Consider the following 12,294-nt stretch of genomic DNA (forward strand, 5'->3'; position numbering starts at 1 on the left):
CGCGTGTGTTCGTGTCTACCGGAGTCAACGCGCCAGGGGCGCAGTTGCTTCCGGGCGTTCGCCGTCGGCGTCGTCCGTCGAGCCGTGAGCGCGCTCGCGGGCCTGGAGTACGCGCTTGTCGTGCTTCGCGATCCGAGGCTCGTTGTGACGGAAGTTCGCGTACAGCGGGGCTGCCACGAAGATCGTCGAATACGTGCCGACGAGGATGCCGACGAGCAACGCGAGGGAGATGTCGCGCAGCGTGTCCGCGCCGAGGACGAAGGCGCCGAAGAACAGGATGGCCGCAACCGGCAGCGCCGCGACGACGCCGGTGTTGATCGAGCGGACGAGCGTCTGGTTGACGGCCAGGTTGACCGACTCGCCGAAGGTGCGCGCCGCACCGTCGGCGTCGAGCGTCGTGTTCTCGCGGATCTTGTCGAACACCACGACCGTGTCGTAGAGCGAGAATCCGAGGATCGTGAGGAAGCCGATCATCGCGGCCGGAGTGATCTCCCACCCGGTGGCGGCGTAGACACCGGCCGTGATGATGAGGTCGTGCACGAGCGACAGGAGCGCAGCGGCGGACATCTTCCAGGTGCGGAAGTAGAGCGCCATCAGGATCGCCGCGAGGATCAGGAACACCACGAGGCCGACGATCGCCTGCTTCGAGACGTCCTGGCCCCAGGACGGGCCGATGAACGAGCTCGTGATGTCTGCCTGTTCGACGCCGTACGCCTCGGCGAGAGCCGCCGACACCTGCTGCGTGACCTTGTCGTTCTCGAGCTGGTCCGTCTGTACCCGCACCGAGTCTCCGCCGACCACGGTGACGTGGGTCGTCGCGCCCGGCACCACGGACGCGACCGCGTCCTCGGCGAGTGACTGTTCGGTGCTCTTGACGTCAGCGATCTGGAACTGCGAACCGCCGCGGAACTCGATGCCGAAGTTGAAGCCGCCCTTGACCACCGGGATCAGGATGGACAGGAGGACCGCGACGATGGCGATCGTGTACCAGATCTTGCGCTTCCCGACGAAGTCGTAGGAGCGCTTGCCCGTGTAGAGCTCGTTTCCGAACCGTGCGAACGCACCCATCAGGAGTCCTTCCCATCGGTCGGCAGATCGTCTGCTCTCGTGTCGGACCCGCCGCCGACGAGCGCTGCCTGCTTCCGCTCGGCGATCGTCTGGCGTTTCGCCGCCTCACGGCTGCTTGAAGCGGCCTTGGTACCTGGCACGGCGCTCGGCTTCCGGAACTCGGCTCGGCCGCGGTAGATCGCACCGAGGGCCGAAGGGTCGAGCCCCGTGAACGGCTTACCGCTGTTGAACAGTCTCGTCTGGCCGAGCAGCTGCATCATCGGATGCGTGAAGAGCAACACGACGATGACGTCGATGATGACCGTGATCCCGAGGGTGAGCGCGAACCCGCGCACGTTGCCGATCGCGACGATGTAGAGGACGACCGCTGAGAGCAGGTTGACGCCCTTCGCGACGTAGATGGTGCGCTTTGCACGCTTCCATCCGGCTTCGACGGCGGACTCCAGGCCGCGTCCGTCTCGGAGTTCATCCTTGATGCGCTCGAAGTAGACGATGAAGGAGTCGGCCGTGAATCCGATCGCGACGATCAGACCTGCTATCCCGGCGAGTGAGAGCCTGAAGCCCTGACGCCATGACATGAGCAGGATCACCACATAGGTCAGGACCGCTGCCACGACGAGGGACGCGATGGTCACCGTTCCGAGCAGTCGGTATTGGAACAGGGTGTAGATCACGACGAGGATGAGCCCGATGAGGCCGGCGATGAGTCCGCTCTCCAGCTGGCTCGACCCGAGCGTCGCCGAGATGGTGTCCTGGCTCTGCACGACGAAGCTGATGGGCAATGCGCCGAACTTCAGCTGATCGGCGAGGGTCTTCGCGGACTCCTCCGTGAACGAGCCACTGATCTCCGGCTTGCCGTCGGAGATGACGGCGAGCGATTGCGGGGCCGAGATGACGTTGCCGTCGAGCACGATCGCGAACTGGTTCTGCGGGCTCTGCAGCGCGGTGAGTCGACCGGTCACATCGGCGAAGAGCTCGGTGCCCTTCGTGTTGAAGACGGGGTACACCGCCCATTCGCCGGTGCTGGCACCCGAACTCGTGGTCTTGATGCCTGCGCTGGCGTCGGTGAGTTGCTCACCCGAGACCTCCACCGGGCCGAGGATGTACTTGAAGTTGCCGTCCACATCGCAGGTGATGAGTGGATCTGCCGCCGGGGCGGCAGTGGCGTCGAGCGAGTCCGCTGCGGCGGCGCAGTCGTAGGCCTGGAACGCTGCGTACAGCGCCGGCGTCACCTGCGCGAGGTCACTGGCGTCGGTCGGAGCCGCAGTCGGTGTGCTCTCGAGACCGGGATCTGGTGTCGGGTACGGCGTCGAGGACCCGTCCTCACCGATGAATGTGTTCGAGGGCTGACCAGGGGTCAGCTGCTGCGAGGTGAGGACCGGACGGAACTCGAGCTTCGCCGACGATTCGATGCGGTTCAGCGTCGCTTCGTCAGGTGTGCCGGGAATCGACACGACGACGTTCTGGCCCTGCGTCGTGATCTCGGCTTCGGAGACACCCGAGGCGTCGACACGCTGGCGGATGATCGCCACGGCCTGGTCGAGCTGCTCGTTCGAGACCGTCTGGCCGGACTCGAGCTTCGGCGCCAGGATGATTTGTGTGCCACCCTCGAGGTCGAGAGCCAGCTTGGGCGCCCAAGAGCTGTTCCCCCAGAGGACTCCGGCCGCGTTGATCGCGAACAAACCGATGAGGATTACGCCAAGCCAGGTGAGCGAACGCCACGCTTTCTTGACCGGAGTCGACTTTGCCAAACTCGGAACTCAGCTTTCTCTGCCGGTGATGACGCGTACGCCATCACCCGGGAAGGGGGGTTGGACTAGTCGTCGCTCTTCTGCGGCTTCGAGGAGTCCTCGACACGCTGACCGAACTCGGGCTCTGCATCGAGCGCCGAGGCGTCTTCGGGGATGGTCTCGACCGCGGGTGCGTCTTCGGTCGTCTCGGCGACGACGGGCGGGACGACCGCACCGGCGTAGCGAGGGTCGATGGTGACGATGACGCCGGGAGCGATCTCGACGTCGGCTTTGCGAGCGTCGCGATCCATGGAGATGAGCGTGCCGTACACACCGAAACCGGTGAGCACCTCGGCGCCGGGGACGAGCTTCTGCTCGGTCTGCGCGGCCGCCTTCTTCCGCTTGTTGTTGCTCACCATCATGAACACGATCATGACGCCGGCGAGGCCGAACAGGACGAGGGTCATTGCATCCACGATGGGAACCTTCCAGAGGAGATTGAGGGCAGATGCTGTTGAGAACGCACTGCCAAAGGGAAATTATAGGCCATCGAGGGTGGATCCTTGCTGAGAAGGTGTCCGGCCGAAGTGTCGCCAGGCCGCAGCCGTCGCGACACGGCCTCGTGGAGTACGCGTGATGAGCCCGATCCGGACGAGGAAGGGCTCGACGACGGACTCGATCGTCTCGGGTTCCTCGCCGACCGACACCGACAGGGTACTGAGACCGACAGGCCCGCCGGCGAACCGGTCGAGCATGCCTTCCATGACCGAGCGGTCGAGTCGATCGAGTCCGAGAGCGTCGACGTCGTAGAGGTCGAGGGCAGCTCGAACCGTCTCCAGGTCGGCCCGCCCGCCGTGGACGAGTGCGTAGTCCCGCACGCGACGGAGCAGGCGGTTCGCGATGCGCGGAGTGCCGCGGCATCTCCCAGCGATCTCGGCCACCGCACGAGCGTCGATGTCGAGGCCGAGGAGGTCTGCGGTGCGGTGGAGGACCTGTTCGAGTTCCGGCTCGTCGTAGAACTCCAGGTGGGCGGTGAAGCCGAAGCGGTCGCGGAGCGGGTTCGGCAACAGACCTGAACGCGTCGTCGCTCCGACGAGCGTGAAGGGCGCGAGCTCGAGCGGGATGCTCGTGGCCCCGGCTCCCTTGCCGACCATGATGTCGATCCGGAAGTCCTCCATCGCGAGGTACAGCATCTCCTCCGCCGGACGTGCCATGCGGTGGATCTCGTCGATGAACAGGACTTCACCGGGCGTCAAAGACGACAGTACCGCCGCAAGGTCGCCGGCGTGCTGGATCGCAGGTCCGCTGGTCAGGCGCAGTGGCTTGCCCGTCTCGTGGGCGATGATCATCGCCAGCGTGGTCTTACCGAGACCGGGAGGGCCGGCGAGCAGGATGTGGTCCGGGGTCCGGTTCTGCATGCCCGCGGCGGTGATGAGCAGTTGGAGTTGGCCGCGTGCCTTCGCCTGCCCGACGAACTCGGAGAGCGAGCGAGGGCGGAGCGCGCCTTCGAAGGCGAGTTCCGAGTCCGATTCGGAGGCCGGGTTCGTGAGGTCGTCCGGGGCGTCGCTCACGGGGTCCGTCCTGCCGGGTTGGCCGGACCCAGTCGGCCGAGGGCCAGGCGGATGAGTGAGGGCACTGCGGAGAGCTCGGACGAGCTCGCATCCGCCGAAGCCTCGACGACCGCCTGGACGGCCGTCTTCTCCGGCCAACCGAGCCCGATGAGGGCGGTGACGACCTGGTCGGCGATGGCAGCGGCGTTCACCGTCGTCGCAGGGGCCTCGGGGGTGGTCCGCGTGACACGGAGCTTGCCGGCGAGCGAGACCGTGATGAGTTTCGCGGTCTTCGGACCGATGCCGGACACCTTGCGGAACGGTGCGTCGTCCTCGGCGGAGATCGCCGTGGCGATCTGTTCGGGTGTGAGGGCCTCGAGCACACCCAACGCCGATTTCGGGCCGACGCCGGTGACGCTCACCAGGAGTTCGAAGACGGACAGTTCCTCCGCCGAGCGGAAGCCGAACAGCGCGAGTGAATCCTCTCGGACGATCAGCGTCGTGGACAGTCTCGCCTCGTCGCCGATGCGCAACGAGAGGGCCAAGGCAGGCGTGACCTGGACCGCGAAGCCGACGCCGCCCACCTCGATGACGACGAGACTGCCGACCGCGCTGAGGACGGTGCCGCGAAGCGAGGAGATCATGCTTCCAGCCTAGGGCTCTGCGCGGTGCGGCCGCGGCCGGTGGCGGCTCGGGCGGATCCGCCGCGCTCTGCGGCGGCCCAGGCGAGTTGCGCGGGTGTCAGCGCGGCACTCCCCCGCGGCTGCGGTCCCGCCGGCGCGACGGCCGTCGAGACGCTCGGCCGCCACGCGTGGCAGATCGCGAGAGCGAGCGCGTCTGCGGCATCCGCGGGCTTCGGCAGCTCAGCGAGTCCGAGGATGCGGGCGACCATCGTCTGCACCTGGAGTTTGTCGGCTCGGCCGTAGCCGGTGACGGCGGCCTTCACTTCGCTCGGTGTGTGGAGCCCGACGGGGATCCCGTTCGCCGCCGCGGCGTGCAGGGCGAGCCCGCTGGCCTGCGCAGTGCCCATGACCGTGCGGACGTTGTGTTGCGCGAACACCCGCTCGACAGCCATGGCCGTCGGCGAAGTCCGTGCGATCGCCTCCGAGATTCCACGCGCGATCTCCAGGAGCCGCTGTTCGAGCGGGGCGTGGGCATCGGTCCGGATGACGCCGTACTCGACGAGCGTCGCTTGTCGGCCAGGCAGTACGTCGACGACGCCGACCCCGCATCGAGTGAGGCCAGGATCGATCCCGAGGACGCGCAGAGTCATGTCTCGACCCTAGGCGCGCGCATCATGAGGGCCCGGCGGCGGATGCGGAGTGTCGTACATCCGTTCGAACGACAGAGCCGCTCAGGCCGCGCCGGACTATTCGTCGTCGGCTTCGAGCTCCGCCTGGACCTCGGGCGTGAGGTCGAAGTTGGAGTAGATGTTCTGGACGTCGTCGTTGTCTTCCAGCGCATCGATCAGCTTGAAGATCTTCCGCGCGGTGTCCGCGTCGATCTCGACCTTGAGGGTCGGCACGAACGCGACATCGGCGGAATCGTAATCGATGCCGGCGTCCTGGAGCGCGGAACGCGCGGCGACCATGTCGCTCGGCTCTGTGACGACTTCGAAGGTCTCGCCCTCGGTGTTGACCTCTTCTGCTCCCGCTTCGAGCACCGCCGCGAGGACGTCGTCCTCGTTGGTGCCCTCGGCCTGGACCACGATGAGGCCCTTGCGGTGGAAGTTGTACGCCACGGAGCCCGGATCGGCCATCGTGCCACCGTTGCGGGACATCAGCGTCCGGACGTCTGCGGCTGCGCGGTTCTTGTTGTCGGTCAGACACTCGACGAGCAGAGCGACGCCGTTCGGACCGTAGCCCTCGTAGATGATCGTGGTGTAGTCGACGACCTCACCGGTGAGACCGGCGCCGCGCTTGACGGCGCGATCGATGTTGTCGTTCGGGACGGAGGTCTTCTTCGCCTTCTGGATGGCGTCCTGCAGGGTCGGGTTCCCTGCAAGGTCTGCGCCGCCCATCTTGGCAGCGACCTCGATGTTCTTGATGAGCTTGGCGAACGACTTCGCGCGGCGGCCGTCGATGACGGCCTTCTTGTGCTTGGTCGTAGCCCACTTGGAGTGTCCGGACATGTGCTCCCTAACTGCGTGAAAAGAACCTGACCAGTCTAGGCCAGCGACCGGCAGCCCGCGATCTGTGCCGCGATGCTCGCGGCGTGACGGCCCAGTGTGTCAGCGAGCGGTGGCGACCTTGTCGAGGAAGTACGAGTGGAAGCGGGTGTCGCCGGTGACCTCCGGATGGAAGGAGGTGCCGAGGAGGTTCCCCTGCTCGACCGCGACGAGTCGGCCGTCGTCGAGCGTCGCGAGTGCAGTGACGCCCGGCCCAGCGTTCTCGACAACCGGTGCGCGGATGAAGACAGCGTGCACGGGCGGGGTGCCGAGCACCGGGATCTCGAGGTCGGTCTCGAACGAGTCGAGCTGAGAACCGAACGCGTTCCTCCTGACCGAGACGTCGAGACCGCCGAGGCTCTGCTGCCCCGTGATCCCGTCGAGGATCCGGTCGGCCAGCAGGATGAGGCCTGCGCAGGTGCCGTAGACCGGGAGGCCGGAACGGATCGCGTCCTGAAGTGGTCCGGCGAGATCGAACGCACGCGCCAGATTGTCCATGACGCTCGATTCGCCGCCCGGGAGGACGAGCCCGTCGACGCTCGCGAGCTCTGAGGGACGCCGGATGAGCGACACTTCGGCGCCGAGGCCTTGGAGGACGGCGGCGTGCTCGCGGAAGTCGCCCTGGAGCGCGAGGACCCCGACGCGGGTGCGGCCGGTCACAGAGTGACCGGCCGCATGCCACGAACGGTGCGGAGGGCGCTACCAGCCACGCTCGGCGAGACGGTGCGGGGCGGCGAGATCGGAGACGTTGATTCCCACCATCGCCTCGCCGAGGCCACGCGAGACCTCTGCGATGACCTGCGGGTCGTCGAAGAACGTGGTTGCCTTCACGACGGCCGCGGCACGCTGGGCGGGGTTGCCGGACTTGAAGATGCCCGAACCGACGAACACGCCGTCCGCACCGAGCTGCATCATCATCGCAGCATCGGCTGGCGTTGCGACGCCTCCGGCGGTGAAGAGGACGACGGGGAGCTTGCCTGTCTCGGCGATCTCGACGACGAGGTCGTACGGGGCCTGCAGCTCCTTCGCCGCGACGTACAGCTCGTCCTTCGACATGGACGACAGATTCGCGATCTCGGAGCGGATCTTGCGGATGTGCTTCGTCGCCTCGGACACGTCGCCGGTACCGGCTTCGCCCTTGGACCGGATCATCGCCGCACCCTCGTTGATTCGTCGGAGCGCCTCACCCAGGTTGGTCGCGCCGCACACGAACGGGACGTCGAAACCCCACTTGTCGATGTGGTTGACGTAGTCGGCGGGGCTCAGCACCTCTGACTCGTCGATGTAGTCGACGTCGAGTGCCTGCAAGACCTGCGCCTCGACGAAGTGGCCGATGCGGGCCTTCGCCATGACGGGGATGGAGACCTCGGCGATGATGGATTCGATCAGGTCGGGATCGCTCATCCGAGCGACACCACCCTGTGAACGGATGTCGGCCGGAACGCGCTCGAGCGCCATGACGGCGACCGCTCCGGCATCCTCGGCGATGCGTGCCTGCTCTGCGGTGACGACGTCCATGATGACGCCGCCCTTGAGCATCTCGGCGAGTCCGCGCTTCACGCGGTTCGAGCCGTGCTGTCCAGTGGTCGTGCTGCTCTCGGTCATGGTGGTGAGCCTAGTTCGCAGCCCGCGCGCGCTGCTCCGTCCACAGCCCAGGAATTGGACTTGTGGACGGAGCGCACGGCACCGTCAGGACGAGGCGGGCCAGGCGTCCGCGATCGACCGACGGACATCGCCGAGGAGCTGCGGGAGTGCCTTCGTCTGCGCGATGATCGGGAAGAAGTTGGCGTCGGTCGCCCAGCGCGGCACGACGTGCTGATGGAGGTGTGCCGCGATGCCGGCACCGGCCACGGCACCCTGATTCATCCCGAGGTTGAAGCCGTCGTTCCGAGACACCTCCCGGACCACCCGCATGGCGGTCTGCGTGAGACTGCCGATCTCGGCGACCTCCTCAGGGGTCGCGTCGTCGTACATGGCAACGTGACGGTACGGGCAGACGAGCAGGTGTCCGGAGTTGTACGGGAAGAGGTTGAGCAGCACGAAGGCGTGCTCACCGCGGTGCACGATGAGCGCCTGCTCGTCGTCCAGCGTGGGAGCGATACAGAACGGGCACCCGTCGTCTGCCGGCTGGCCTTGCTTGATGTAGACCATCCGGTGCGGTGTCCACAGGCGCTGGAAAGCGTCCGGGACACCCACCAGGTGGGACGCCTCGATCGACTCGGGTGCTTGCTCGGACGGCGACGTCATGCGGGCAGGTCCGTCGCGGTGTTCACCTGCACCTTGGCGGCGATGGCCGCCCGGATCCGGCGCACCGCGTCTGCGACGGCCACACCGTTCTCCTGGGTGCCGTCGCGGAAACGGAAGCTGACCGCGCCGTTCGCCTGGTCCTCTTCGCCGACGATCAGCTGCACGGGGACCTTGGCCTTCGTGTGGTTGCGGATCTTCTTCTGCATCCGGTCGTCCGACGCGTCGAGCTCTGCGCGGACACCGGACGACCGCAGCTCCGAGACGACTCCGCCGAGGAACTCCTCGTACTGCTCCGACACCGGGATGCCGACGACCTGGACCGGCGCGAGCCAGACCGGGAACGCTCCCGCGTAGTGCTCGAGCAGGATCGCGAAGAAGCGCTCGATCGAGCCGAGCAGGGCGCGGTGGATCATCGCGGGACGCTTGCGGGTGCCGTCGGCCGCCGTGTACTCGAGCTCGAAGAGTTCGGGCAGGTTGAAGTCGAGTTGCACCGTCGACAGCTGCCAGGTGCGGCCGATCGCATCGCGGGCCTGGACGGAGATCTTCGGGCCGTAGAACGCGGCGCCGGCAGGGTCGAGCACGAGCTCGAGGCCGGATTCGATCGCGACCTGCCGCAGCGTCTCGGTCGCTTCGTCCCAGACCTCGTCCGTGCCGACGTACTTGTCCGGGTCTTTCGTCGACAGCTCGAGGTAAAAGTCGTCGAGCCCGTAGCCGCGCAGGGTCTCGAGCACGAACTGCAACTGGCGTCCGACCTCGTCCTTGACCTGCTCGTCCGTCACGTAGATGTGCGCGTCGTCCTGGGTCAGCCCGCGCACGCGCGTGAGGCCGGAGAGTGTTCCGCTCTTCTCGTAGCGGTACACGGTGCCGAACTCCGCGAGGCGCAACGGGAGCTCCCGGTAGCTGCGACCGCGAGCCCGGTAGATCAGGTTGTGCATCGGGCAGTTCATCGGCTTCAGGTAGTAGTCCTGCCCCTGCCGCGTGACGTGTCCGTCCGCGTCGACCTCCTGGTCGAGGTGCATCGCGGGGAACATGCCGTCCTTGTACCAGGCGAGGTGCTGACTGACCTCGAACAGGTGCCCCTTGGTGATGTGCGGAGTGTTCACGAGCTCGTACCCGGAGGCGAGCAGCCGCTCGCGCATGAAGTTCTCGATCTCGTTCCGGATGATGCCACCCTTGGGGTGGAAGACGGCGAGACCCGAGCCGATCTCCTCGGGGAAACTGAAGAGGTCGAGTTCGGCGCCGAGCTTGCGGTGGTCGCGTTTCGCGGCTTCCTCGATGCGTGTCTGGTAGGCGCGCAGCTCGTCCTTCGTCGCCCAGGCGGTGCCGTAGATCCGCTGGAGCTGCGGGTTCTTCTCGCTCCCCCGCCAGTAGGCGGCGGCGAGGCGTGTGAGCGCCCAGCCGTTGCCGATCATCCGTGTGTTCGGCAGGTGGGGTCCGCGGCAGAGGTCCTTCCAGACCGTCTCCCCGGTCTTGGGATCGACGTTGTCGTAGATCGTCAGTTCAGCACCGCCGACCTCGACGTTCTCGTCGTCGGTGGAGGAGCCTCCCTTGAGGCCGATCAGTTCGAGCTTGTAGGGCTCGCCGGCGAGCTCCGCACGCGCCTCGTCCTCGGTGACGACGCGGCGCACGAAGCGCTGGCCCTGGCGGATGATGCGGTCCATGGTCTTCTGGAGCACCTTGAGTGCTTCGGGCGTGAAGGGTGCCGCGACGTCGAAGTCGTAGTAGAAGCCGTCGGTGACCGGGGGCCCGATGCCAAGCGTGGCGTGGGGGTCGACCTGCTGGACGGCCTGTGCCAGCACGTGGGCGGCCGAGTGGCGCAGGATGTTGAGACCGTCTGGCGAATCGAGATGGACCGGTTCGACGGTGTCCGTCTCCGTCACCGTGGCGGCGAGGTCCTTCAGTTCGCCGTTGACGCGCATGGCGACCACGGATCGGTCGGTGAACAGTGCGAACCCGTCACTCACGGATGATCCCTCTTTCTCAGGTGAAACCTTGGCCGTGCCAGCCTACCGTCGTCGGCGGTGGCCGGTGCTGCGCGGGGGCCGCCCGCGATGGAGCTCGTGTGGGGCCGTCGCTAGAGTGATGGCACACGACGCACGGGGGTGGCGGTATGACGACGACGAGCAGGTCCAGGGCCGCACTGGCGCTCTTCGCGGTGTTCCCGGCTGTCGCGGCAGTCCACGTCGCGGCGCTCGCGCTCGGCCAGGAATGGTTGTCCTCGCTCACGAAGCCATTCCTGATGCTCATCCTCGCGCTGGCGCTCCTATGGTCGATCCGGCGCCTGAGCGCGCCGGCGGTGATCGCCGTCATCGCGATCCTCTGCAGCTGGCTGGGCGACGTCGCGCTCATCGTCCCAGGCGAACTCGCCTTCGGTGTCGGGATCCTCTTCTTCATGCTGGCTCAGGCGGCCTACGTCGTGCTCTTCGTGCGACACCTGCGCACGCGTCGTCGACCACCCGCCTGGGCCCTCGTCTACGTCGTCTGGCTGGTGCTCGGCATCGGCCTGCTGAGCCAACAGGACATGGGCGCGTTGTATCCCGCCGTCGTCCTCTACGGCATCGTCATCGGCGCGATGGCTGCCACGTCGACCATGACGACACGGACGATCGCGCTCGGTGGCGCGCTGTTCCTCATCTCGGACTCGCTCATCGCCGTCGATCGTTTCGTCCCGTCGGTGACGGTCTGGGCTGCGGACGAGGTCATCATGATCACCTACGCTGCTGGCCAGGGGCTCATCGTCTGGGGGATCGCCGAGCTACTGCGGCGTCCACAACCTGCCGTCGTCCCGGTCTAGACCGGGACCGTGGAAACGACGAAGGGCCCGAGCATCTCGCTCGGGCCCTTCGCTGCGTGGTGGGCGATACTGGGATCGAACCAGTGACCTCTTCCGTGTCAGGGAAGCGCGCTACCGCTGCGCCAATCGCCCAAATGGGTTGTTGCCCAGATGGAGTGTAGCTCTGAGGTGGCGACGGGATTCGAACCCGTGTGGACGGCTTTGCAGGCCGCTGCCTAGCCTCTCGGCCACGCCACCACGTGTGATGGAACACACTGTGCAGCGGGCCGTTGATCCTGCAGGCCCACTGACACTCGAGCGGATGACGAGATTCGAACTCGCGACCCTCACCTTGGCAAGGTGATGCGCTACCACTGCGCCACATCCGCATTTGTCCCCGTTTCCGGGTGCTTGGAAACTCTAGCCGATCTTTGGACCGCACGTTGACACCAGCTGGTTCACTCTCAGCTCGAATCCCTGCCGTTCCGGGGAAAATCCGCCTGAAAATCAGTTCCGCCCGGGCGCGTCACGCTGCAGGCCGGCCAGGGAATGAAGCACCCTGTGGTGTCAGGCCGTGGAACGACGACAGCCCCGGACGATTCGTCCGGGGCTGTCGGTGGTGATGGAAACGTGGGCGATACTGGGATCGAACCAGTGACCTCTTCCGTGTCAGGGAAGCGCGCTACCGCTGCGCCAATCGCCCGGGTCGGCGTCTGTGCAGACACTGCGCCGGGATGTTGCTGGTGATTCAAGACTGCT

Annotated in this window: 12 protein-coding genes and 4 tRNA genes; 1 reads left to right on the forward strand and 15 read right to left on the reverse strand. The window is 66.5% G+C overall.

Translation table 11 applies throughout. The features are described 5' to 3' along the window. Positions 1-24: 24 nt before the first annotated feature. From secF to thrS, 11 genes are all read right to left on the reverse strand, one after another. Positions 25-1,068 (reverse strand): protein translocase subunit SecF, encoded by a 1,044-nt coding sequence (secF, locus tag ABMA10_RS11710; RefSeq protein WP_347868820.1) that lies wholly within the window; start codon positions 1,066-1,068, stop codon positions 25-27. After that, positions 1,068-2,819, reverse strand: coding sequence for a protein translocase subunit SecD (secD, locus tag ABMA10_RS11715; protein ID WP_347868821.1), 1,752 nt, complete (start codon positions 2,817-2,819; stop codon positions 1,068-1,070). Before secD ends, secF begins: the two co-directional genes overlap by 1 nt. A 65-nt stretch (positions 2,820-2,884) precedes the next feature. Then, positions 2,885-3,265 (reverse strand): preprotein translocase subunit YajC, encoded by a 381-nt coding sequence (locus ABMA10_RS11720; protein ID WP_347868867.1) that lies wholly within the window; start codon positions 3,263-3,265, stop codon positions 2,885-2,887. A 72-nt stretch (positions 3,266-3,337) separates the two neighbouring features. Then, complete coding sequence (gene ruvB / locus ABMA10_RS11725; RefSeq protein ID WP_347868822.1) at positions 3,338-4,369, reverse strand: Holliday junction branch migration DNA helicase RuvB; 1,032 nt, start codon at positions 4,367-4,369, stop codon at positions 3,338-3,340. After that, complete coding sequence (ruvA, locus tag ABMA10_RS11730) at positions 4,366-4,992, reverse strand: Holliday junction branch migration protein RuvA (protein ID WP_347868823.1); 627 nt, start codon at positions 4,990-4,992, stop codon at positions 4,366-4,368. The genes ruvB and ruvA overlap by 4 nt, the downstream gene beginning before the upstream one ends. Beyond that, positions 4,989-5,621: a crossover junction endodeoxyribonuclease RuvC gene (gene ruvC / locus ABMA10_RS11735; RefSeq protein ID WP_347868824.1), complete on the reverse strand. Its 633-nt coding sequence runs from the start codon at positions 5,619-5,621 to the stop codon at positions 4,989-4,991. The genes ruvA and ruvC overlap by 4 nt, the downstream gene beginning before the upstream one ends. 96 nt (positions 5,622-5,717) lie before the next feature. Then, complete coding sequence (locus tag ABMA10_RS11740; protein WP_347868825.1) at positions 5,718-6,479, reverse strand: YebC/PmpR family DNA-binding transcriptional regulator; 762 nt, start codon at positions 6,477-6,479, stop codon at positions 5,718-5,720. Positions 6,480-6,578: 99 nt separating this feature from the next. Next, a complete protein-coding gene (gene pdxT, locus ABMA10_RS11745; RefSeq protein WP_347868826.1) occupies positions 6,579-7,175 on the reverse strand; it encodes a pyridoxal 5'-phosphate synthase glutaminase subunit PdxT in 597 nt (198 codons plus the stop codon). 39 nt (positions 7,176-7,214) lie between these two features. After that, complete coding sequence (gene pdxS / locus ABMA10_RS11750) at positions 7,215-8,120, reverse strand: pyridoxal 5'-phosphate synthase lyase subunit PdxS (RefSeq protein WP_347868827.1); 906 nt, start codon at positions 8,118-8,120, stop codon at positions 7,215-7,217. An 84-nt stretch (positions 8,121-8,204) separates the two neighbouring features. Then, positions 8,205-8,762, reverse strand: a complete 558-nt coding sequence (locus tag ABMA10_RS11755; protein WP_431030573.1) for an HIT family protein — start codon at positions 8,760-8,762, stop codon at positions 8,205-8,207. Continuing rightward, entirely contained in the window at positions 8,759-10,726 is a 1,968-nt protein-coding gene (gene thrS, locus ABMA10_RS11760; RefSeq protein ID WP_414693671.1) for a threonine--tRNA ligase, read from the reverse strand. Before thrS ends, ABMA10_RS11755 begins: the two co-directional genes overlap by 4 nt. Before the next feature lie 146 nt (positions 10,727-10,872). Between thrS and ABMA10_RS11765 the strand changes: the two genes are divergently transcribed. Next, entirely contained in the window at positions 10,873-11,556 is a 684-nt protein-coding gene (locus ABMA10_RS11765; RefSeq protein WP_347868829.1) for a lysoplasmalogenase, read from the forward strand. Between the two features lie 57 nt (positions 11,557-11,613). Here the strand turns inward: ABMA10_RS11765 and ABMA10_RS11770 are convergent. The 4 genes from ABMA10_RS11770 to ABMA10_RS11785 form a co-directional block, all read right to left on the reverse strand. Then, positions 11,614-11,688, reverse strand: a tRNA-Val gene (locus ABMA10_RS11770). A 34-nt stretch (positions 11,689-11,722) separates the two neighbouring features. Beyond that, positions 11,723-11,793: transfer RNA gene (locus ABMA10_RS11775), tRNA-Cys, on the reverse strand. Positions 11,794-11,852: 59 nt separating this feature from the next. Beyond that, a tRNA-Gly gene (locus tag ABMA10_RS11780) sits at positions 11,853-11,924 on the reverse strand. A 242-nt stretch (positions 11,925-12,166) separates the two neighbouring features. Further along, positions 12,167-12,238, reverse strand: a tRNA-Val gene (locus ABMA10_RS11785). Between the last annotated feature and the right edge of the window lie 56 nt (positions 12,239-12,294).

This window comes from Plantibacter sp. RU18 (assembly GCF_050613355.1).
In the GTDB taxonomy this organism is placed as follows: Bacteria; Actinomycetota; Actinomycetes; order Actinomycetales; family Microbacteriaceae; genus Plantibacter.